Genomic DNA, 23,855 nt, shown 5'->3' on the forward strand with positions numbered 1-23,855 from the left:
ATGATTAATTCATTATAAATTAAAACTGTTTTTCTTGATATGTTTTTGCCTAAAATTGTTGATAATATTTACAACATTAAACTAAATAACATACAATTTATTTTTTATAAGTTACATTATACCCTAAATTCTGATAAATTCATTTATTTTATTTCATATGATAACAAACTTATAGACGTATGATAAAATATATTGAAGAAAGAGGAGGCAAATGCATGGAAGTTACATTTTTTGGAACGAGTGCGGGTTTACCTACTAAAGATCGTAATACTCAAGCGATTGCTTTAAACCTAGAACCTTATTCAAATTCAATATGGTTATTCGATGTAGGAGAGGGGACTCAACATCAAATTTTGCATCACTCGATAAAATTAGGCAAAGTTGATCATATTTTTATCACGCATATGCATGGCGACCACATTTTTGGATTACCTGGATTATTAACAAGTCGTTCATTCCAAGGTGGAGAAGATAAGCCATTGACGTTAATAGGGCCAACAGGTTTGCAACAATTTATTGAAACCGCTTTGAAATTATCTGAATCTCATTTAAACTATCCTATTACATATATTGAAATTGATAATAATTTTACATATCATCATAATGGCTTTACAGTTTCATCAAGGTTATTAAATCATGGTATACCTTCATATGGTTATCGAATTGAGGCTCCTACAACACCAGGTACAATTGATGTAACTGCATTAAAGGCAATTGGACTAGAACCGGGTCCTAAATATCAAGAAGTAAAAATGTTTGATACTTTTGAATATAATAATCAAATTTATCTTTCTAAAGACTTTAAAGGTCCAGCCAAACCAGGACCTATTGTTACTATTTTTGGAGATACGAAACCATGTGATAACGAATATATACTTGCAGAAAATGCGGATATTATGATTCATGAAGCAACATATATTGACGGTGACAAAATTTTAGCAAATAACTATCATCATAGTCACATTGACGATGTATTTAGGTTAATTCATCAGTCTAATGTGAAGAAAAGTTTTATTACCCATCTAAGTAATCGATATAATTTAGAAGATATAGAAGAGATAAACCGTGCATTAAAAGAAATGAAAGATACACCAAATTTTGAGTTTGTTAAAGACTTTGATACATTCAAATTTTAAATAATAATAGCGTTTTAAATGCTACGTAAAAACTAAAAAATAGCTATAACGATATGTATGACTTAATTTTCGTTATAGTTATTTTTAATATTTATTACTCATCTTCACTTTTAGAAAGGGCGATACTTCTATGAACTGCAGCATCTAGACAGGCTTTAAAAATACTCTCAATATCATGTCGATCAAGTTCATTTAATCCAGCTTGTGTTGTGCCACCTTTAGAGGTAATATTTTTTCTAAGTTGTTCCATACTTAAATCCGATCGTTCAATCATCTTACTTGTTCCAATAATGAGATTCTTAATGGATTCTTCAACTTGTTTTTTTTCAAGACCTAATGATGTTCCTGCTTTAACATATTGTTCAAATACATGATATAAAAAAGCTGGTCCGCTTCCTGTAATAGCCGTCACTTGATGTAAATATTCTTCGTCAACTTCAATAACTGAGCCAAAAGCACTAATTAATTCTGTTACTTCATCTTTAGAATGAGGATCGAAATTACCAGAAAAACTAATACCTGTTACTGAATGACCTACCTGTGCATTTGTATTGGGCATAATTCTAGCAACGGGATTATTCGTTTCTAACTTTTCTCGGATATAATTTATCGATAAACCAGCCATAATAGATATAAAACGATGGTCTGATTGTATATGTGATTTAATACGTGATGCGACCGTTTCAAAATCATGAGGCTTAGTACCTAGAAAAACATAATCTGCATCTTTTAATAAAAATGCATCATCGTAACTATATTTTACTCCTAATTCTTTCGCAAATGATTTTAAAGTATTTTCATTTGATTTATTTGTTAAATAAATATCGTTATGATTTAATATTTTAGAATCAATAATTCCTTTAAAAATGGCTTGTGCCATGTTACCAGCGCCATAAAATACTAACTTCATAAAACAGCACCATCCTTACCCTTAATTGATAAAACTATAGTAACATATTCAATATAATTATTATCAAAAATTAACTATACTTGTTAGATAGGAGAGAGTCATCCGTGATTGTAGGTAAACATTTCATCGTAACTGGAGGAACTAGTGGCTTAGGTTTAGAAATAACGAAAGAATTATTAAAAAAAGGCGCATATATTACCCTCATTGTTCGTAGTACGGAGAAATTCGAAAATATTAATTTTAATCCGTACAAACATCGTGTTTCAATGATTAAATGTAATTTACAAGATACTTCACAAATAGATAATATTTCTAAATCCCTTTGTTATCCGATTGACGGAATCATTTATAGTGCAGGTTTAGGCTTTTTTAAATCAATACAATCTCATTCGTTAGAAGAAATCATGGAAACTTATCATGTGAATGTGCTTGGTTTTATTACATTATTTAAAACTGTTAAACCCTATTTAACAATGAACGCTTCTATAGTGGCTATTTCTAGTCAGGCAGCATTTGTAACGCAAGCGAATGCTGCATTTTATGGCTCATCTAAAGCTGCTTTAAATGGCGTATTAAATGCTCTAAGAATTGAGGAACAAGACTTTCATGTAATGACTGTTAATCCAGGTCCCATTAATACACCATTTCATAAAAAAGCAGATCCATCATTGAAGTATGCTAATAAATATGCATCACTAATGATAGATCCCAAAATACTCGCAGAAGACATCGTTAAAGGTATCATCACTCGTAAAGTAGAAATTAACAAGCCGCTATGGATGAATCCACTATTAAAACTTTACCAATTAGCTCCTAGAAAAATTGAAAAATATTTTACTTCATTGTTTAAAAATAAAATATAATTTAACCTAAAAAAGTGATGAAGCATTCATCATAGATACTTCATCACTTGTACTTTACATCAACGATTGTTTATAAAAATTTATAATAATGATTCCTTACTCAAGATGCTGAGTATATTCCAAATCTTTCACACGGTGACGTGCAGATTTAATTTGATCCAAACTTATTGTTTTATTAAAATTAGCAATATTATCTTTTAATTGTGAAACAGAACTTGCACCAACAATAATAGAACCTAATGCATCATGGGATTTTAAATATTCGAATGATAAAGCACTTAAATTACTTTCAACTTCCTTAACAGAAGCAATCGTTTCTCCTAATTCATGATAATTATAGTCAAAAATACCATCAGAGAATTTCTGATCAAGTACATTAACACTATTTGAAGTAAGTAACCCTTTAAACACGGGACCACGTGCTAAAACTTTTACGCCATGAGAATGAATATGATTTAAAAGACGTTCTGGACGATTATCAATAAGATTAAATTGAGACATAATCGTTTCTATTTGACTGTGTTTTAAATAATACTCAATCACGTTAGGTCTAATAGAAGAGATTCCATAAGCTTTGATTACACCTTCTTTTTTCAGTTCATCGAATGCACTAATCGTCTCATCTAGGGGATCATCAATTGTACCTCCGTGAAGTTGATAAAGATCTAACTGTTCTAAGCCTAATCGTTTTAAAGAACTTTTAACACTTTCTTTAATATATTTTTTTGAAGGATCCCAAGTAGTACTACCATCATTAAGTGGTCTATTTCCTACTTTTGTTCCTATAACAATATCATCTCTATTTTGATATTTCTTTAAAGACTTTCCAACAATGTCTTCATTGACCCCTCTATCATAAATATCTGCGGTATCAAAATATGTGATACCATTTTCAATTGCACACTCAATAATTTCTTCTGCATGATGATATTCTGTGCCTAAACTCATACAGCCTAAACCTAGTTCCGAAATTTCAATGCCACTTTTTAATATATTTTTTTGCATGAACAATCTCCTTCCGATACACTTTAGTTAACGCATTTATCTTATCAATTTATTAACTTAATGAAAAGGGACGTGGATATAATGGACTTTAATGAAAAAACTTTTGATAGAACAGTCATTTATAATGGTAAAATTATCGATCTAGAATTACACGATGTGGAATTACCAGACGGAAAAACTTCTAAGAGAGAAATTATCAAGCATAATGGTGCTGTGGCAATTTGCGCTATTACTCCAGAAAAAGAAGTATTATTGGTTAAACAATATCGTAAACCTATTGAAAAACCCTTGTTAGAAATTCCAGCAGGTAAACTAGAAGAAGATGAAGATAGAGAAGAAGCAGCGAAACGCGAATTAGAAGAAGAAACTGGCTACAAAGCTAATCATCTAACGTTCATCACTCATATGTATGGTTCTCCAGGATTTTCAAATGAGAAACTAACCATTTATTTTACTGATCATTTAAGTGTAGGAGAATTAAATCTGGATGATGACGAATTTGTAGAATTGCATAAAATACACTTAGACGATATCCATGCACTTTTAGAAAACCATGAAATTGAAGATGCGAAAACAATAATTGCTTTACAATATGTATTATCAAATTATAATCATTCTAAATAAGACGTGATAACTACTTGATTTTTACTAAATTTATTGGTAATTTATTAATTGAAATAATTTAGTTTAAAATGATTATAATTAATTGAGGAGTGATGCTCCCGTGGAAGAACGTCTAAATAGAGTAAAACAACAATTACAGCAATCTTCTTATAAATTAACACCTCAACGCGAAGCAACAGTTCGTGTGTTAATTGAGAATGAAAAAGATCATCTCAGTGCTGAAGATGTATATTTAAAAGTAAAAGATAAAGCACCTGAAATAGGTTTAGCTACTGTTTATCGAACTTTAGAACTACTTGCTGAATTAAAAGTAGTAGATAAAATTAATTTTGGTGATGGCGTAGCGCGATTTGATTTGAGAAAAGAAGGTGCTAAACATTTTCATCATCACTTAGTTTGTATGGAATGTGGTAGGGTAGATGAAATTCATGAAGACTTACTACCAAAAGTAGAAGAACGTGTTGAATCAGAATATCAATTTAAAATTTTGGATCACCGCTTAACATTTCACGGTATATGTTCAGAATGCCAAGCTAAAGGTAAATAATAAGTTAAACTTAATAAAGTGTTGTATCAACTCTATATACAAATGCTTGAAGAACTTTTCAAGATAAAAAAGTAATATGTAATAATTAATCGATAGAAGGTGTGAAATTAAGAATCAACTTTGAATTCTATTTCATACCTTTTTTATATAAACAGAGGTGTAATATGAATACGATTATTGAAGAATTTTTAAAATTTATTCAAATTGAAAAGGGATTGAGTGAAAATACTATCGGCGCATATCGACGTGATTTAGCTAAATATGAAGAATACATGAAAGAACATAAAATTGCTCATATCGATTTTATTGATCGCCAAGTTATACAAGAATGCTTAGGATATTTAATAGACCAAGGTGCTTCTGCTAAATCAATGGCGCGTTTTATCTCTACAATTCGCAATTTTCATCAATTTGCACTTAGAGAAAAATATGCCGCTAAAGATCCAACTGTCTTAATTGAGACTCCGAAATATGAGAAGAAGTTACCCGATGTTTTAGAAGTTGAGGAAGTCATTCAACTTTTGGAAACACCGGACTTAAATAAGAAAAATGGGTATCGTGATCGTACAATATTAGAATTATTATATGCGACTGGCATGCGTGTTTCTGAACTGATACAAATTAATATTGAGGATATAAATCTTATTATGGGATTTGTTAGAGTATTTGGTAAAGGTAATAAAGAACGAATTATACCATTAGGAGACACTGTGATTGAATTTCTAGATACGTATTTAGAAAAGATACGTCCTCAACTTTTGAAAAAGACTATTACGAATGTATTGTTTTTAAATATGCACGGTAGACCTTTAACTAGACAAGGGATATGGAAGATGATTAAACAATATGGTTCAAAGGCCAATATTAATAAAACTTTAACTCCTCATACGTTGAGACATTCATTTGCTACACATCTTTTAGAAAATGGGGCAGATTTAAGAGCAGTTCAAGAAATGCTTGGTCATTCAGATATTTCAACAACGCAACTTTATACACATGTGTCTAAATCTCAAATACGACAAATGTATAATCAATTCCATCCTAGAGCTTAAAATAAAAGAAAGAAAAGTGAATGATTTAACTTTTCTTTCTTTTATTTTTAAGTGCTTTTTTTCTAGCTGCAATGATATCGCTTCTATCTCTTAGACGATGACAATGAACAATCATGTCATCATTGTTAATTTGTGTCTTATATTCATAATTAGGATATAAATTGATAATTTCCCTTTCTACCGCAGATTTAATTGGCAACTGTATTGGTTGAAATGTCTGATCATGTTTCACTTTTTCTATTTGATTTTGAATCAATAAAGTAAATTCATTGACCTTTAAACCAAGTGTCTCTTTATCTTTTGCATGCTTAAATGTATATAACGCTTTTTTAAAGCTTTTTAATGCACCTAACTTATTACATCGTCTATAGTGATACATTGCAGTTGAAAATAGTATTAAACTAACTACAGCATCTTTCTTAGAAAAATTAGGTTTTGACTTCCATAATTCTTCTAAAATATCATGACATAAAAAATAATGTTGGTGTGTATGAAATTGATAGTAGAAGTGACTTAATGCTTTATTCATGAATACTCATCCTTAATTTAATTCTAATATATATTCATGCTATAATATTTAAGTGAATTATGCACAATTTAGATTTTATAATACAAGGAAGTTAATTATGTACGAAGTTAAATTAGATGCTTTTAATGGCCCATTAGATTTACTTCTTCATTTAATTCATAAATATGAAATAGATATTTATGATATACCAATGAAAGCTTTAACTGAACAATATATGCAATATGTTCATGCAATGAAAGAAGTTGAAATTAATATTGCAAGTGAATATTTAGTGATGGCTTCAGAGTTATTAATGATAAAAAGTAGATTATTATTGCCACAACAAGAAACTGAAAATGACTTAGAAGAAGATCCTCGTGAGGAACTTGTAGGTCGTTTAATCGAATATCAAAATTATAAAGAATATTCTTTACTATTAACAGAATTAAAGAAAGAACGAGAATTATATTATACTAAATCACCAGCTGATTTATCTCACTTAGAAAAAGAAACGCATTGGGACAAAAATCAAACGATTGATTTGACTCAACTGATTGTTGCATACCAAAGAGTAAAAAATAGAGTAGCATTAAATACGCCAAAAGCAGTTGAAATTTCAAAAGATATTTTTACAATTCAACAAGCTACTGAAGTGGTTGCTAAACATTTAGAGAAACAAACATCATTTAACTTCTTTAGTTTATTTAACTTTAATGAACCTGTGAGTAAAGTTGTTACACATTTCTTAGCAATATTAGAAATGTCTAAAGCAGGTCTTATTAATATAGAACAGTCAAATAACTTTGAAGACATCAATATCATTAGAGGAGTGAACTATTCTATTGGATAACATTGGCATTATAGAGTCATTATTATTTACTGTAGGCGATGAAGGACTCGAAGCACGTCAGCTTGCAGATATTTTAAAAATGGATTTAGATGAACTTGATCAATTAATTTCGACGTATCATTCAAAAGGTCTTGAAATACAAAGATATGGTTCCATTTATATGTTAACCTCCAAAAAAGAGAGTGCTCCTTTTATCGAAGTATTAGTGAATCAAAAAGCAAACATGAAATTATCTCAAGCTGCTATGGAGACACTATCGATTATTGCTTATAATCAACCATTAACTAGAAGTGATATCGAAGTAACAAGAGGTATTAATTCTGATGGTGCAGTGAGAACATTAATTGCTAGAGGACTTATTGAAGCAAAAGACATGGAGAATTCGCGTAGTCATTTACTCATGACTACTGATTTATTTTTAAATGTTTTTGGAATGAAATCAATAGAAGAACTACCATCTACTGAAGAAGATAACGAAGAGATTGAAAATTTCTTTAGTACACTTACAGAGCAAAAGGAGAAATAAAATGAATAAAGATTTAGAAAGACTTCAAAAACGAATTGCTAACAGTGGATATACATCTCGAAGAAAGGCAGAAACTTTAATCACTGAAGGTAAAGTAAAAGTCAATGGTCAAGTAGTTACGGAACTTGGAACGAAAGTTAAATCTTCAGACACTGTTGAAGTTGAAGGAATTAAAATTGAGCAAGAAGATAAAATTTATATTCTGTTCTATAAACCAACGCAAGTGATTACTAGTGTTTCAGATGATAGAGGTAGAACGGTTGTAACAGATTATTTTAAAGATTTAGAAGCAAGAATTTATCCAGTTGGACGATTAGACTATGATACTTCAGGGTTATTATTACTTACAAATGATGGTGAATTTACTAACCTGATGACTCATCCTAGATATCATATTCAGAAAAAATATGTTGCAAAATTAAAAGGGTATTTAATGAGAGAAGAAGTTAAAGCATTAGAACAAGGAATTGAATTAGAAGATGGTTTTACACAACCTGCTCAAGTTAAAATAAAAAATCAAAATAAAGAAAAAAATACGACACTGGTTGAAATAACTATTAGCGAAGGTAGAAATAGACAAGTTAGACGTATGTTCGAACATTTTAATCACACAGTCGATAAATTAATACGAATCGAATTTGGAAATCTTAATTTAAAAGGTTTAAATGCAGGTGAAGGTAGAGTATTAACACCTCATGAGGTGAAAATATTAAGACATATGGCTGAAAATGGCAATTAATTCGAAATAACTTAACAATACAAAGTATTTTCACAATTACAATGTGTATCTTTTTTTATTTATTCACTGTAATAATAAATCATAGGTTCTACATCAAAAAAGATATTTTGCTATTTTTTTCACAAAGTCAATTGAATAGAAAGCTTTAATATAGTGAATATGCTATAATTAAAATGGTATAGAGCATGTGTAGGAGGTATATTGTAATGATGAATGAAATATTAATTGTAGACGATGAAGATAGAATCAGAAGATTATTAAAGCTTTACTTAGAAAGAGAATCGTTTACTATCCATGAAGCAAGTGATGGTAGAGAAGCATATGAACTTGCTATGGAAAATGACTATGCGTGCATTCTTTTAGATTTAATGTTGCCTGAAATGGATGGTATTGAAATGTCATCAAAATTACGTGAGCATAAAGATACGCCTATTATTATGCTTACAGCTAAAGGCGAAGAAACTAATCGTGTGGAAGGATTCGAATCAGGTGCAGATGATTATATAGTGAAGCCTTTCTCTCCCCGAGAAGTCGTATTAAGAGTGAAAGCATTACTACGTAGAACTCAAACATCTAAACCAGAACAAAGCGAACCACATGCAAGAGATGTCATTGAGTTTAATCATCTTATTATCGATAATGATGCACATCGTGTATTAGCGGATCAACAACAAGTGAATTTAACTCCAAAAGAATATGAGCTATTAATATACTTAGCAAAAACACCTAATAAAGTATTTGATCGTGAACAACTATTAAAAGAAGTTTGGCATTATGAATTTTATGGTGATCTAAGAACTGTAGACACACATGTTAAACGATTAAGAGAAAAATTAAATCGAGTTTCTGAAGAAGCAGCACATATGATTCAGACCGTTTGGGGTGTCGGTTACAAATTTGAGGTCAATACAAATGATGAATCGACTAAATAGTGTTGTTATAAAACTGTGGTTAACTATAATATTTATAGTAACGACAGTTTTAATTTTATTAAGTGCAGCATTAATTACATTTATTCAATATTATTACACCCAACAAACAGAAAATGCTATAAGAGAAGATGCTTCAAGGATTAGTCATCTTGTTGAAAAAGCTGATAACAAGTCACTTGCCATACAACATAGTCAGGAATTGATTGATGGTACAGGTGGCGTTATTATTATGTCTAATAAAAATATGTCAGCAGAAAAATCATATAATCTGATTAAAAAAAGAATGTTAAAAGAAATACAAAACAATGACAACTTTAATAAAGTATTTGATACAGGGAAATCTGCCACACAAAACGTCACAATAAGTGAAAAAGGAGCATCCCATTCTTATATTCTTTTAGGATATCCGATGCAATCTCAAAATCGTAAACATGCTAAGTTTAGTGGCGTATTTATATATCAAGATTTAAAAACAATTGAAGATACTAATAATGCAATTACCATTATTATTTTAATTACTGCCATTGTATTTTTAATTGTTTCAACGATTTTTGCGTTCTTTTTATCTAATCGTATCACTAAGCCACTTAGAAAATTAAGTACACAGGCAATCAATGTATCGAATGGAGATTACTCTCAAAAAACAACAGTAAATACGAAAGATGAAATTGGTGAACTTTCTTATACGTTTAATAATATGAGTTATAAAATTCAAGAACACATTGAAGCTTTATCTACTCAAAAAAATATTCGTGATCGTTTATTTAATTCTATGATTGAAGGTGTAGTGGGTTTAAATGATAAAAGTGAAATTATTTTATCTAACAAAATGGCAGACCAAATACTACCGACAATTGATAAATCTATTTATTCAGAAATTAAAAATCAAATTAATGCCACATTTCATTCAAAAGGTACAGAGTTTAATGAATATACAATAAACTCTAAGTATTATGTGTTTATAATGAGCTATATTGATCGTATTCAACAAGATGGTCGTAGCGGGATTGTAATCATCATAAGAGATATGACAAATGAACATAATCTTGATCAAATGAAAAAAGATTTTATCGCAAACGTATCCCATGAACTCCGTACACCGATTTCGTTATTACAGGGTTATACTGAATCGATAGTCGATGGCATTGTAACAGAACCTAACGAAATCAAAGAATCACTATCAATTGTATTAGATGAAACAAAACGACTTAATCGCCTTGTCAACGAGCTTTTAAATGTTGCAAGAATGGATGCGGAAGGATTAGCCATTAATAAAGAAATACAGCCTATAATGCCATTATTACGTAAAATACAACTTAAATATCGTCAACAAGCACAAGATTTAGAACTAAACATAGACTTGTTACCAAATATTAATGAAGATGATTTATGGAATTACGATGCTGATCGAATTGATCAAGTACTCACAAACTTAATTGATAATGCAACACGCTATACACATCCTGGAGATTCAATTACGATTACTGCTAATAAAGATAGTCAGTATCAAATTTTAAATATAAAAGACACAGGTAGCGGCATTGCTCCCGAACATCTTGATCATGTATTTGATCGTTTTTATAAAGTAGAAGCTTCTAGAACTAGAGGTAAACAAGGAACTGGTTTAGGATTATTTATTAGTAAGATGATTATTCAAGAGCATGGCGGAATTATTTCTGTAGAAAGTACAGTGAATAAAGGCACAACCTTTATTATTAAATTACCTAAACCTTCTATAGATTCTAAATAATTAACTTTCGACAAAATAAGATTAAATATCCAAATTATTTGAGATTACGCTCTTCAAAGTTAAAGATAAAACTTTGAAGAGCGTTTTTATATCTATAGTTTTTTTAATATCATATTTCATTTCATATTAATTTAAAATCAGTCGACGAAATTGATGAACCATATCTCTCATTTTTATAAATAAACAGAGATATTGCAATGAAGGAGTTATTCATGTAATATAAATTTTAAATGATAAATTCAATAATTCATCTTCGGGGTAGGGTGTAATTCCCAACCGGCAGTAATTTGAGCCTGCGACCCGCTTCAATGGAAGTGGCTGATTCAGTGTAAATCTGAAGCCGACAGTATAGTCTGGATGGGAGAAGGTGGAGGTTTTTTGTTGTGTAAAAGTATCCTCCAATTCTTAGTAAGATGAATGGAAGGAGAAAACTGAATATGCAACAAAATAAACGTTTAATTACCATAAGTATGTTGAGTGCAATTGCATTCATATTAACATTTTTGAAATTTCCATTACCATTTTTGCCTCCATACTTAACATTAGATTTTAGTGATGTACCGACTTTATTAGCTACTTTTATTTTTGGTCCTTTATCTGGTCTTCTTGTAGCATTAATTAAAAATATATTAAATTTCTTATTTAATATTGGCGATCCTGTTGGGCCTGTGGCAAATTTTTTAGCAGGGGCTAGTTTTTTACTAACAGCTTATTTTATTAGTCATCGTAAACAATATTCATCTCGTCGTTCACTAATTATAGGATTAGTTGCCGGCACTATTGCAATGACTATCGTTTTAAGTATTTTAAATTATTTTGTCTTACTACCTTTATATGGCATGATATTTAATCTTGGTGATGTATTTACTAATTTAAAAGTAATTATTTTATCTGGTATTATTCCTTTTAATATTATTAAAGGATGTGTAATATCGATTATTTTTATCTTGCTATATCGCCGTTTAAAAAAAGTATTGAAATAAAATCAAAACCTCCGATGACTTCTTAGTAGGAATCATCGGAGGTTTTATATTATAATTATGGTAATGCAATTTTATTTACGGATTTATTCAAATTTTAAGGCATCTCCATCAAAAGGCTCTTCTTCAATTTTAATTGAATCAGTTGGACAGCCTTCAAGAGCATCTTCCATATCTTCATATAATTCTTCTGGTACTTCTGCAGTACCTTGATTATCGTCAAGGATTACGAAAGCAATACCTTCGTCATCATAATCGTAAATATCTGGTGCAGCAGCGCCACAAGCACCACAAGCAATACATGTATCCATATCAACGATTGTGTACTTTGCCATTTTATTCGCCTCCTTTGATAAAAATGCTACACTAGTCATAATAAATAATTTTATTATATTCTAGATATAAAAGTTCTATAAAAGAGGAGTTCACTCATGCAAGAAATGATTAGTTATGTTAAACATCACTCATTCAATTATAAAACTAATAAAAGTATATATAATATTTTAAGTGGAAAAAAGTCACATCAAACGTTTTTTGATGCGAGCTCTCAACAACTTTTATCATTATATCATAGTTTACCTAAATTAAAATATCAGACATTTGAACGACTTTTAAATAAAAATGATATAAAAGAATTAAATATCAAGGTGCATCCTCGATTCACTTATGATAGTCTTAATAATACTTTTAAATGTATTCAATTATTAATTCAGACGATATCTCAATATCTCCATCATCAACTTAAATTCGTACCAATGAACCAACAGGTTATTATTCAAAATAAAGTTAAAAAGGTTTATGGAACTATTATTGAAAATGATTTAATAAAAGACTTTGAAAATGAAGTGACTGATTTATTTCAAGCAATCAGTTTAAATAATAATAAGTGTTACCTTCATTATTATTTGCATGGTTATGATGAGCCTATGTATACAAGACAACAGGTAAGTTTGATTGAGAATATTTCTATTTCAAAATTATATACATTAGAATTGAATAATTTAGTCACCTTAGGAAGTGAAATTGAAAATAAACAACGTTATCCTATATTGTCTGAATGTATTATTCTTTCATCATTATTAAATAAAACATCTATTACTCAACAATATCTTCATCAAGGTTTGAGTTTAAATGAAATCGCAATTGCACAGAATGTTAAACTTAATACAATAGAAGATCATATTTTAGAATTATTTATTAAAGGTTATGAGAAAAATTACGAAAATTATGTGGGAAAAAAAGATATTTTTCAATTTACTCAATACTATACAGAGCATAAAGGAGAAAGATTAAAACGATATAAACAAGAGTTTGATCATTTATCATACTTTGAAATTAAACTCATGATTGTTGGGATAGAAAGAGGTGAAATGAATGTTAGAGAACAATCTTAAACAATGGTTTGGACATGAAAGTTTTCACCCAGGTCAGAAAGAGGTCATAGAAAGTGTATTACAAGGCAATCATACACTTGGTGTTTTGCCAACAGGTAGTGGGAAAAGTCTGTGTTATCAATTTCCAACTTATATGCAACAAAAACCTACTCTTATTATTTCACCGCTAATTTCTTTAATGGATGACCAAGTGATGCAACTTAAATCTCAAGGTGAACGAAGGGTTGTGTGTATTCATTCAGGTATGGATGAACAAGAAAAAAAAGAAAATATCAATGTATTAAATCAAAGTCGTTTTATATTTCTAAGTCCTGAATTTATTCTTCAATCTCATCATTTCAATTTAATTAAAAACATTCCATTTGGTTTAGTAGTATTAGATGAAGCACATTGCTTATCAGAATGGGGATATGATTTTAGACCGCATTACGCACTTATTGGTCAAATCACTCATCATTTTAAATTAGCGACTATTTTAGCATTAACTGCTACTGCACCGCCACATTTAACAAGTGATTTAGAACATATTTTAAAAGTTAAATTAAACACTATACAAACTACTATGAATCGTAAAAATATTTCGTTATCACATTTTAATTTCAAGGATGACGACGAAAAAATAGAATGGTTATTGAAATTTATTGAATCTTCAGGTCCCACAATTATTTATGTATCATCTAAGAAAATATGCTTACAACTCGCAAAACTCATTTATCAACATGGATATTTAACTGGTATTTATCATGGGGATTTAACTTATCAAGAACGTCAAACTGTTCAAAATCAATTTATTAATAATTTTATTCCAGTTATTGTAGCTACTAGTGCTTTTGGAATGGGGGTTAATAAAAAAGACATTCGGACTGTTATTCATTTTCATTTATCATCTAGTCCTTCAAATTATTTACAAGAAATTGGACGAGCTGGGAGAGATGGAAAACAAAGTCAAGCGATTAGTCTATATCAACCAGACGATGCTTATATTCTAGAGACGTTACTCTTTAATGATGCTATCGTATCAGAAGATGTCGAAACTTTTGAGTTAGGCGCATTCCTTCCACCTAATAAAGAAGAAATTTTAACAGTATTACACCAAAATTATACATTTAAAGAATTGAAACACATTTTTAAAACCTCATATATACGTAAACAAGCTGGTTATCAAAGAATCATAGGTTATACTCGTATAGATCAATGTAGAAGAAAATTTTTACTGGAATTTTTTGGAGAATCTCCTAATCAATCTAATGAATGTTGTGACAATGATTCAGATTTAAGTAAAATTGAGTGTTACAACAGAAAAAAAGTTAAAAGACAATTTACTTTCAATGAAAAAATTAAAAACTTATTTAGAGTTTAGTGACTTTACTTTACTAAAATATTTTATACAGGATATAATTAAATTACAAAATGATTTATAAGAAATTTAAAAAATGATACATATTTATGCATTACTTGGGTATAAATAATGTGACAATTAAAATAAGAAAAAGAAAGGATGTTGACTATGTCTAGAGATAATTTTAAGGATGATTTTGAAAAAAATCGACAATCGATAGATTCAAACGATCAATTCGATCGTGTAAATAATGAAACTAACGATGAAATAGACAATTTTAACAATGAAACTGATCAACAGTTTCCACCAAGAAATGCACAAAGACGACAAAGAAGAAGAAACCAATCTTCTAGTCGTAACAAAAAATTTAACGATCAGGTTAATGATTATGAAGAAGGTTCATTAGATGACCGTTATGATGAGGAAACATTTGACAAAGTACATAACGAAAGTAACTCTCATCATAATCACGAGAATGATGAGAATAATCAACGTTCCAATATAGATGAGCATTATGATGAACGCAACCGTCATTCTAATTTAAATGATCGTCATAATGATGATGATCGTCGTAATAATTCTAATCATCGTTTTGAGGACGATAGTTATGAAAATGATGATAATAGTGATGATAGAATGAATAGTGATCATCGTCGTCATCGTGATTTTGATCAAGATAATGATAGACATGAAGATCATCATTCCAAAATCGGAAAAGATGCAACCATTGCTGGAGGAGCTGCTGCTACTGGAGCTGTTGGAGCAAAAGCATCACGTAATAAAAAACGTAAAAATAATCGTCATGATGAGGAAAATTATAGAGATAATGAAAATAGAAGTGTTCAACATGACAACGAAGATAATAATGAACTAGATAATAAACATCACAGAAAAAAAGGAAATAAAGGCAAAAAAGCTGCTGCAGTCGGTGCTGGCGCAGCTGGAGCAGGTGCTGCTGGTGCTGCTGCTTCTAAACATAAACATCATAATGAACATAACAATCTAAATCATCATGATGATGATAAACATCGTGAATACGAAGATAATGATGGTTTCCAAGCACATAACGGTAAGAAAAAACGTGGTTTAATGGGAATTTTACTTCCACTCATAGCTTTATTACTTATTTTAGCTGCTCTAGCTATTTTTATTGGCATGTATCTTAACAATGACCATAAAGATAAGAATAATAACACTGCAGATAATAAAACAGAACAAACTGAGAACAAAGATAAAGATAAAGACAAAGACAATGCTACAAATGAAAAAGACCAATCAAATGAAACAGCAGCAACAAAAGAAGATAAATCAAGTGAATCAGATAATAGCACTAAAAAAGATAGTGATGAGTCAAATGAAGTAGCTACAACAGAAAACAGTACATCAAATGATAATAATGATAAAAATTCTACTGAAAATGCAACATCTGAAAATGATAACAATAAATCAAATGTATATAATAATTCATCAAGTTCAGATAATAACTCAAATTCTCAATCAACTCAAAATAACACACAATCAAGTAATAGTGTTGGCCAACAAACTCACGTAGTATCTGGTAATGATAATTTATATCGTATTGCAATTCAATACTATGGTGAAGGTACAGTTGAAAATGTAAATAAATTAAAACGAGCTAATGGCTTAACTAGTAATAATATTGTAAATGGTCAAAAATTAGTTATTCCTCAATAATATCTGAATGTATTAAAAAAGATACACCTAAAATGGTGTATCTTTTTTATGTTCATTTGAAGATAAGTAAATAATAATGTAAATATTTTTATTTAGAAATATATCAGTAAACTGATATAATATGTTAGTGATTAAAGGAGGCCATTAAACATGCAAACAATTGAAAGTATTATTATTGGTGGAGGCCCATGTGGTTTAAGTGCAGCCATTGAGCAAAAGAAAAAAGGCATAGAAACACTAGTAATTGAAAAAGGTAATATTGTAGATGCCATTTATCATTATCCTACGCATCAAACTTTTTTCTCTTCTAGCGATAAATTAAGTATTGGCGATGTGCCATTTATTGTAGAGGAAAGTAAACCTCGTCGTAACCAAGCACTTGTCTATTATAGAGAAGTAGTAAAATTTCATCAGTTGAATGTACATCCTTTTGAGGAAGTATTAACAGTTAAAAAAATTGGAAATAAATTTACAATTACAACAACTAAAGACGTGTATGAATGTAAATTTTTAACAGTTGCGACTGGTTATTACGGTCAACATAATACTTTAGATGTTAAAGGTGCGGATTTATCTAAGGTTAAACATTACTTTAAAGAAGCACATCCATACTTCAATCAAGATGTTGTGGTTATTGGAGGTAAGAATTCTGCAGTAGATGCAGCTTTGGAATTGGAAAAGGCTGGGGCAAATGTGACTGTATTATATCGTGGAGATCGATATTCAGCAGCAATTAAACCTTGGATTTTACCAAATTTTGAATCTTTAGTTAACCATGAAAAAATCGATATGGAATTTGATGCAAATGTTACTGAAATCACTCAACATTCAGTAACTTATGAAAAAAATGGTGAAACAGTAACAATACCAAATGACTTTGTTTTTGCAATGATTGGTTATCATCCAGACTATGAGTTTTTACAATCTATTGGTATAGATATTCATACTAATGAATTTGGAACAGCTCCAATTTATAACAAAGAAACGTATGAAACAAATGTGGAAAACTGTTATATTGCTGGTGTTATAGCAGCTGGTAATGATAATAATTCAATTTTCATTGAAAACGGTAAATACCATGGTGGCATTATCGCTCAAAGTATTTTAAGAAAAAAACAAACTCCACTAGAAAGTTAAATTTCATTTATTTTAATTAAAAGAGAGAAACAATGAGTGCATCATCATTGTTTCTCTCTTTTTTAAGTTTCAAAGTATTCTTTCAATTCCTTGTGATTCATATGATTACTTAAACCAATTAAAAGTTTTAATCTTGCTTTAGGGCCATTTAATCCGTTAGAAAAAATAAGTCCCTCTTCAGCTAATCGAAAACCTCCACCTTCATAATCATATACTGGACTTACAATGCCATTAAATGAGCGAGACACAAGTACGATAGGAATATCTTTTTTGACACACGATTCAATACCTTTTAAACAACTTGGGGGTAAGTTACCTTGGCCTAACGCTTCAATAATTATACCTTGAACATTTTGTTGAGCATAAAATTCTAAAACATCCTTAGTCATCCCCATATACGCTTTTATTAATGGCACATTTAAACTCTCATCTATTCTTGGAAATACTGTTTGTCGATATGGACGATTATAGAATTGAACACGATCTTTAGTTAAGATACCTAAAGGGCCTTGATTAGGACTCTGAAAGGTATTGATATTCGAAGTATGTGTTTTAGTAACATTTCTCGCAGTATGTATTTCGTCATTAAATACGACCATCACGCCTTTATCAGAAGCTTCTAATGAAGTTGCAACTCTAATTGCTGAAATAAAATTATATAGCCCATCTGAACCAATCTCGTTTGATGAACGCATCGCACCTGTTATAACAATAGGTTGACTTATATCGATTGTTAAATCGAGCAAATAAGCTGTTTCTTCTAACGTATCTGTGCCATGTGTAATCACACATCCATCATAATGATTCTTAGAAAATTCCTTAATAATGATGTCTTTTAACTTTATTACATGAGAAAGTGTGATATGTGGTGATGGGACATTAAAGGGACTTATTTCATATACATTTGCATATTGACCTATGATGTTTTTATGTAATGAAATAGGATTGATGTCATTTGTAACGACCTGATTGAGTTGATTTTGAGACATACTAATTGTTCCACCTGTATGAATAACAAGTATTTTTTTCATTAAACTCCTCCTATTTTTAAAATATATATTTATGATAAAATAATACAGATAAAACAACAAGAAAGGAAAAATGTTATGAATCCAATTAATATTGCATTAGATGGTCCTGCTGCTGCTGGAAAAAGTACAATTGCAAGACAAGTGGCTAGTAAATTATCAATGATTTATGTCGATACTGGTGCAATGTATCGTGCAATAACGTATAAATATTTAAAGCAAGATGCTCCTGAAGATTTTCAAAATTTAATTAATCATACTTCTTTAGAATTAACTTACAATCCATCAAAAGGACAACGAATTATTTTAGATAACGAGGATGTGACAGACTATCTAAGAGAAAATGATGTCACGCAACATGTTTCATATGTTGCATCAAAAGAACCTGTACGCACATACGCCGTACAAAAACAAAAAGAATTAGCAATAAAAAAAGGAATTGTTATGGACGGTAGAGATATTGGTACCGTCGTTCTTCCAGATGCTGAGTTAAAAGTATATATGATTGCCTCTGTAGATGAAAGAGCTGAAAGAAGACAAAAAGAGAATGAATTACGTGGCATTTCTTCCACTTTAAATCAATTAAAAAAAGAAATTGAAGAAAGAGATCATTACGATATGAATCGTGATATTTCACCTTTAAGAAAAGCGGAAGATGCTATAACAGTGGATACAACGAGTAAAACTATAGAAGAAGTAACTGAAGAAATATTAAAATTAGTAGAGAATCTGTAATTTTTGTACATAGCTATTTAATTTAATTCGTCAAATGACTAAAATATAAGCGAATTATTTTAAATAGCTATTTTAGTTATATATAATTAATTATGGAAATATAAACAATAAATTTTCTTAATCTTATATTCAATCATAAGTTTCGATTTTTATTGATATTAATAAATATATTTTTCTATTGCTCAATATTAAATAATTTTAAAAAATGATATATTTTTTAAAAACTTATGAAACTAAAGGGGTATTTCTTGACAATTCCTTGTGTTTATAAGATGTTATAGTTATGTAGTGTATAAGGAGGCAAACATGATGACTGAAGAATTCAATGAATCAATGATTAATGATATTAAAGAAGGTGACAAAGTCACTGCAAAAGTTCAACAAGTTGAAGATAAACAAGTAGTAGTTCATATTGATGGGGCTAAATATAATGGAATTATTCCAATTAGCCAACTTTCAACTCATCACATTGAAAATCCAAGTGAGATTATTTCAGAAGGTGATGAAATTGAAGCATATGTAACCAAAATTGAAATTGACGAAGAAAATGAATCAGGCGCTTACATTTTATCAAAACGTCAACTTGAAACCGAAAAATCATATGAATATTTACAAGAAAAGCTTGATAATGACGAAGTAATCGAAGCTAAAGTTACTGAAGTAGTTAAAGGTGGCTTAGTTGTGGATGTGGGCCAAAGAGGATTCGTTCCTGCGTCACTCATTTCAACTGATTTCATTGAAGATTTCTCTGTATTTGAAGGACAAACAATTCGTCTTAAAGTAGAAGAATTAGATCCTGAAAATAATAGAGTCATTTTAAGCCGTAAAGCAGTTGAACAAGCTGAAAATGACGTTAAAAAAGCATCGTTATTAGATTCACTTAATGAAGGGGACGTTATCAAAGGGAAAGTTGCTCGTCTTACTAACTTTGGTGCTTTTGTAGATATTGGTGGCGTTGATGGATTAGTTCACGTATCAGAATTATCACATGAGCATGTTCAATCTCCTGAAGACGTGGTAAGCGTTGGACAAGAAGTGGACGTTAAAGTTAAATCTGTTGAAAAAGATTCTGAGCGTATTTCTTTATCTATTAAAGATACTTTACCAACTCCATTCGAAAATATTAAAGGTAAATTCCACGAAAACGACGTTATCGAAGGTAAAGTAATTCGCTTGGCTAACTTTGGTGCTTTTGTGGAAATTGCTCCTGGTGTTCAAGGACTTGTACACATTTCAGAAATTGCTCATAAACATATTGGTACACCAAGTGAAGTGTTAGAACCAGGACAACAAGTGAGCGTTAAAATTTTAGGTATTGATGAAGAAAATGAGCGTATTTCTTTATCTATTAAAGCTACATTACCAAATGAAGATGTGATTGAAAGTGACGAAGCTACAACTCAATCATATTTATCTAATGAAACAGATGAAGACAATCCAACATTAGGTGACGTTTTTGGTGATAAATTTAAAAACTTAAAATTCTAATATTAAATATTTTATTATTTAATTTAATGATGAGAGCAAGAAAAGATATTCAAATAGAATTCTTTCTTGCTCTTTTTTATTTATCTTTACTCACTATCTATCGTATGACAATATATACTTGTTTTTAAATCATCATTGCATATGATAAAATTATAGAGATTTTAGAAAGAGAGGAAGTTAGCTTATGACTAAACCTATTGTAGCAATTGTAGGTAGACCTAATGTGGGTAAGTCTACAATTTTTAATAGAGTAGTAGGTGAACGTGTATCAATTGTTGAAGATACTCCAGGTGTTACGCGTGATCGTATTTATTCTTCAGGCGAATGGTTAACACATGAATTTAATATCATTGATACTGGAGGCATCGAAATCGGAAATGCACCTTTCCAAACACAAATAAGAGCTCAAGCAGAAATCGCTATTGATGAAGCAGACATAATTATCTTTATGGTAAATGTAAGGGAAGGTCTCACTCAAAGTGATGAAATGGTAGCTCAATTACTTTATAAATCAAAAAAACCTGTTGTTTTAGCAGTAAACAAAGTAGATAATCCTGAAATGAGAAGTGATATTTTTGATTTTTACTCTTTAGGTTTTGGCGATCCTTATCCAATTTCTGGTTCACATGGTTTAGGTCTAGGTGATTTATTAGATGAAGTCGTTAAACATTTTAAAGAAGAAGATAGTGATCCATATGATGATGACACTATTCGTTTATCTATTATTGGTCGTCCAAATGTGGGCAAATCTAGTTTAGTAAATGCCATTTTAGGTGAAGAACGTGTTATTGTATCAAATGTAGCAGGTACAACTCGAGATGCTGTAGATACTGAGTATAGCTATGATGGACAAGATTATGTGTTAATAGATACAGCAGGTATGAGAAAAAAAGGTAAAGTATATGAATCAACTGAGAAATACTCTGTATTAAGAGCTTTAAAAGCAATTGAGCGTTCAAATGTGGTGTTATTAGTTATTGATGCCGAAGAAGGAATTATTGAACAAGATAAGCGTGTTGCTGGATATGCTCATGAAGAAGGAAAAGCAATGGTGATTGTCGTAAATAAATGGGATGCTGTAGAAAAAGATACTAATACCATGAAAAAATTTGCTGACGATGTACGTAATCAATTTCAATTTTTAGATTATGCACCTATCGCTTTCGTATCGGCAAAAGAGCGACTACGATTAAAAACACTTTTCCCTTATATTAGAGAAGCAAGTGAAAATCACAAAAAACGTGTTCAAAGCTCAACACTTAACGAAGTAGTAACAGATGCTATTTCAATGAATCCTACACCTACAGATAAAGGTAGACGTTTAAATGTCTTCTATACTACTCAAGTGGCTATTGAACCACCAACATTTGTTGTATTTGTAAATGATGTTGAGTTAATGCATTTTTCTTATAAACGCTATCTCGAAAATCAAATTAGAGATGCATTTGGTTTTGAAGGAACACCTATTCATATCATCCCTAGAAGAAGAAACTAAGAGGAGAGATTAAGATGACTAAGATTACGGTTTTTGGTACAGGAAGTTTTGGTACTGCATTAGCAAATGTTTTAGCAGAGAATGGCCATTCAGTTTTAATGTGGGGGAAAAATGAAAATACTGTAGATGAAATCAATCAATCTCATCAAAATAAACGGTACTTGAAAGACGTAACATTAAATGAAACGATTAAAGCAACAAGTCAATTAGAACAAGCAGTTAATTTTTCAGATATATTTTTAATTGCTTTACCTACAAAAGCAATTAGGAATGTTGTGACTGAAATTGATCAACATATTAAAACTAAAAAAACGTTTATTCACGTTGCAAAAGGTATTGAAAATGAAACATTTAAACGTGTATCAGAAATGATTGAAGATTCAGTACCTAAGAACCATAAAAATGGCGTAGGGGTACTATCTGGACCAAGTCATGCTGAAGAAGTTGTAATTAAACAACCCACAACTGTTGCAGCTTCGTCAAAAGATGAACACATAAGTAAACTTATTCAAGATTTATTCATGAATGATTACTTAAGAGTATATACTAATAATGATTTGATAGGAGTAGAACTAGGTGGTGCACTTAAAAACATTATTGCTGTAGCAAGTGGTATTGTTGCTGGAATGGGTTATGGTGATAATGCTAAAGCGGCTTTAATGACAAGAGGTTTAGCTGAGATTAGTCGACTAGGTGAAAAGCTAGGGGCTGATCCTATGACTTTTCTAGGTCTTGGTGGCATTGGTGATTTAATTGTAACGTGTACGTCTACTCATTCAAGAAATTATACTTTGGGATATAAATTAGGAAAAGGTAAAACGACTGAAGAAGCACTTAACGAAATGAATATGGTTGTTGAGGGAATTTACACAACAAATTCAGTATATCATTTAGCGAAGTCTCAAAATGTTGATATGCCAATAACCAATGCTTTATACAAAGTATTATTTGAAGATAAACCAGTGAAAGATAGCGTGAAAGATTTAATGGGGCGAGATAAAAAAGCTGAATAAAGTGTAATTTTGCTATTTAACACAAATATTTTATAAAATTATTCACGAAATACTGACAATTCAACGTTTTAAGTATATAAATCGTTGCGGTAAAGGGAATTATTGTGTT

Annotated in this window: 24 protein-coding genes and 1 riboswitch; of the genes, 19 read left to right on the forward strand and 5 right to left on the reverse strand. The window is 30.2% G+C overall.

Translation table 11 applies throughout. The annotated features are described in order from the left end of the window. Positions 1-215 precede the first annotated feature (215 nt). A complete protein-coding gene (rnz, locus tag MHI13_RS06175) occupies positions 216-1,136 on the forward strand; it encodes a ribonuclease Z (protein ID WP_049415561.1) in 921 nt (306 codons plus the stop codon). 94 nt (positions 1,137-1,230) lie between these two features. On the opposite strand, the gene proC is transcribed toward rnz, so the two are convergent. Then, positions 1,231-2,046 (reverse strand): pyrroline-5-carboxylate reductase, encoded by an 816-nt coding sequence (gene proC / locus MHI13_RS06180; RefSeq protein ID WP_017176269.1) that lies wholly within the window; start codon positions 2,044-2,046, stop codon positions 1,231-1,233. Between the two features lie 107 nt (positions 2,047-2,153). On the opposite strand from proC, the gene MHI13_RS06185 reads away from it, so the two are divergent. Continuing rightward, positions 2,154-2,909 (forward strand): SDR family NAD(P)-dependent oxidoreductase, encoded by a 756-nt coding sequence (locus MHI13_RS06185; RefSeq protein ID WP_049415592.1) that lies wholly within the window; start codon positions 2,154-2,156, stop codon positions 2,907-2,909. A gap of 96 nt (positions 2,910-3,005) precedes the next feature. On the opposite strand, the gene MHI13_RS06190 is transcribed toward MHI13_RS06185, so the two are convergent. Next, positions 3,006-3,914, reverse strand: a complete 909-nt coding sequence (locus MHI13_RS06190) for an aldo/keto reductase (protein WP_070547767.1) — start codon at positions 3,912-3,914, stop codon at positions 3,006-3,008. A gap of 81 nt (positions 3,915-3,995) precedes the next feature. Between MHI13_RS06190 and MHI13_RS06195 the strand changes: the two genes are divergently transcribed. The 3 genes from MHI13_RS06195 (at position 3,996) to xerD (ending at position 6,137) form a co-directional block, all read left to right on the forward strand. Continuing rightward, positions 3,996-4,538: an NUDIX domain-containing protein gene (locus tag MHI13_RS06195; RefSeq protein WP_061544207.1), complete on the forward strand. Its 543-nt coding sequence runs from the start codon at positions 3,996-3,998 to the stop codon at positions 4,536-4,538. A 100-nt stretch (positions 4,539-4,638) separates the two neighbouring features. Continuing rightward, positions 4,639-5,085, forward strand: coding sequence for a ferric iron uptake transcriptional regulator (gene fur, locus MHI13_RS06200; RefSeq protein ID WP_017176273.1), 447 nt, complete (start codon positions 4,639-4,641; stop codon positions 5,083-5,085). A 164-nt stretch (positions 5,086-5,249) separates the two neighbouring features. Next, positions 5,250-6,137, forward strand: a complete 888-nt coding sequence (xerD, locus tag MHI13_RS06205; RefSeq protein ID WP_017176274.1) for a site-specific tyrosine recombinase XerD — start codon at positions 5,250-5,252, stop codon at positions 6,135-6,137. A gap of 25 nt (positions 6,138-6,162) precedes the next feature. On the opposite strand, the gene MHI13_RS06210 is transcribed toward xerD, so the two are convergent. Further along, positions 6,163-6,666 (reverse strand): DUF309 domain-containing protein, encoded by a 504-nt coding sequence (locus MHI13_RS06210; protein WP_070547769.1) that lies wholly within the window; start codon positions 6,664-6,666, stop codon positions 6,163-6,165. A gap of 97 nt (positions 6,667-6,763) precedes the next feature. Here MHI13_RS06210 and MHI13_RS06215 point away from each other — a divergent pair, with 97 nt between their 5' ends. The 6 genes from MHI13_RS06215 to MHI13_RS06240 all read left to right on the forward strand — a co-directional run bounded on the left by MHI13_RS06215 (position 6,764) and on the right by MHI13_RS06240 (position 12,425). Continuing rightward, positions 6,764-7,495 (forward strand): segregation and condensation protein A, encoded by a 732-nt coding sequence (locus tag MHI13_RS06215; RefSeq protein ID WP_070547770.1) that lies wholly within the window; start codon positions 6,764-6,766, stop codon positions 7,493-7,495. Continuing rightward, positions 7,488-8,021 carry an SMC-Scp complex subunit ScpB gene (gene scpB, locus MHI13_RS06220; RefSeq protein ID WP_049415573.1) on the forward strand — a complete coding sequence of 178 codons (534 nt, stop codon included), beginning with the start codon at positions 7,488-7,490 and terminating at the stop codon, positions 8,019-8,021. Before MHI13_RS06215 ends, scpB begins: the two co-directional genes overlap by 8 nt. A gap of 1 nt (position 8,022) precedes the next feature. Beyond that, on the forward strand, positions 8,023-8,760 hold the full coding sequence (locus tag MHI13_RS06225; RefSeq protein ID WP_017176278.1) for a pseudouridine synthase: 738 nt from the start codon (positions 8,023-8,025) through the stop codon (positions 8,758-8,760). Between the two features lie 206 nt (positions 8,761-8,966). After that, positions 8,967-9,692, forward strand: coding sequence for a response regulator (locus MHI13_RS06230; protein WP_048681466.1), 726 nt, complete (start codon positions 8,967-8,969; stop codon positions 9,690-9,692). Further along, on the forward strand, positions 9,676-11,442 hold the full coding sequence (locus MHI13_RS06235) for an ATP-binding protein (RefSeq protein ID WP_025987179.1): 1,767 nt from the start codon (positions 9,676-9,678) through the stop codon (positions 11,440-11,442). The genes MHI13_RS06230 and MHI13_RS06235 overlap by 17 nt, the downstream gene beginning before the upstream one ends. Before the next feature lie 245 nt (positions 11,443-11,687). Beyond that, positions 11,688-11,815, forward strand: a riboswitch (FMN riboswitch). Positions 11,816-11,879: 64 nt separating this feature from the next. Continuing rightward, positions 11,880-12,425, forward strand: a complete 546-nt coding sequence (locus MHI13_RS06240; RefSeq protein ID WP_145423115.1) for an ECF transporter S component — start codon at positions 11,880-11,882, stop codon at positions 12,423-12,425. Positions 12,426-12,508: 83 nt separating this feature from the next. Here the strand turns inward: MHI13_RS06240 and MHI13_RS06245 are convergent, their stop codons facing one another. Continuing rightward, positions 12,509-12,757 (reverse strand): ferredoxin, encoded by a 249-nt coding sequence (locus tag MHI13_RS06245; RefSeq protein WP_002449743.1) that lies wholly within the window; start codon positions 12,755-12,757, stop codon positions 12,509-12,511. 96 nt (positions 12,758-12,853) lie between these two features. Between MHI13_RS06245 and MHI13_RS06250 the strand changes: the two genes are divergently transcribed. The 4 genes from MHI13_RS06250 (at position 12,854) to ypdA (ending at position 17,987) form a co-directional block, all read left to right on the forward strand. After that, entirely contained in the window at positions 12,854-13,816 is a 963-nt protein-coding gene (locus MHI13_RS06250; protein ID WP_049415582.1) for a helix-turn-helix domain-containing protein, read from the forward strand. Beyond that, positions 13,797-15,176, forward strand: a complete 1,380-nt coding sequence (locus tag MHI13_RS06255; protein ID WP_017176282.1) for a RecQ family ATP-dependent DNA helicase — start codon at positions 13,797-13,799, stop codon at positions 15,174-15,176. The genes MHI13_RS06250 and MHI13_RS06255 overlap by 20 nt, the downstream gene beginning before the upstream one ends. A 147-nt stretch (positions 15,177-15,323) precedes the next feature. Continuing rightward, complete coding sequence (ebpS, locus tag MHI13_RS06260; protein ID WP_037541042.1) at positions 15,324-16,850, forward strand: elastin-binding protein EbpS; 1,527 nt, start codon at positions 15,324-15,326, stop codon at positions 16,848-16,850. A 150-nt stretch (positions 16,851-17,000) separates the two neighbouring features. Then, on the forward strand, positions 17,001-17,987 hold the full coding sequence (gene ypdA, locus MHI13_RS06265; protein WP_037541041.1) for a bacillithiol disulfide reductase YpdA: 987 nt from the start codon (positions 17,001-17,003) through the stop codon (positions 17,985-17,987). Between the two features lie 62 nt (positions 17,988-18,049). Here the strand turns inward: ypdA and MHI13_RS06270 are convergent, their stop codons facing one another. After that, positions 18,050-19,018 (reverse strand): asparaginase, encoded by a 969-nt coding sequence (locus tag MHI13_RS06270; protein ID WP_017176285.1) that lies wholly within the window; start codon positions 19,016-19,018, stop codon positions 18,050-18,052. A 75-nt stretch (positions 19,019-19,093) separates the two neighbouring features. On the opposite strand from MHI13_RS06270, the gene cmk reads away from it, so the two are divergent. From cmk to MHI13_RS06290, 4 genes are all read left to right on the forward strand, one after another. Continuing rightward, a complete protein-coding gene (cmk, locus tag MHI13_RS06275; protein WP_017176286.1) occupies positions 19,094-19,750 on the forward strand; it encodes a (d)CMP kinase in 657 nt (218 codons plus the stop codon). A gap of 309 nt (positions 19,751-20,059) precedes the next feature. After that, the gene (gene rpsA / locus MHI13_RS06280; RefSeq protein ID WP_017176287.1) at positions 20,060-21,238 is read left to right on the forward strand and encodes a 30S ribosomal protein S1; all 1,179 of its coding nucleotides are present in this window, start codon (positions 20,060-20,062) and stop codon (positions 21,236-21,238) included. A gap of 184 nt (positions 21,239-21,422) precedes the next feature. Next, entirely contained in the window at positions 21,423-22,733 is a 1,311-nt protein-coding gene (gene der, locus MHI13_RS06285; protein WP_070547772.1) for a ribosome biogenesis GTPase Der, read from the forward strand. A gap of 14 nt (positions 22,734-22,747) precedes the next feature. Continuing rightward, positions 22,748-23,746 (forward strand): NAD(P)H-dependent glycerol-3-phosphate dehydrogenase, encoded by a 999-nt coding sequence (locus MHI13_RS06290; RefSeq protein ID WP_070547774.1) that lies wholly within the window; start codon positions 22,748-22,750, stop codon positions 23,744-23,746. Positions 23,747-23,855: the final 109 nt, after the last annotated feature.

This window comes from Staphylococcus sp. FSL K6-0223 (assembly GCF_038008285.1).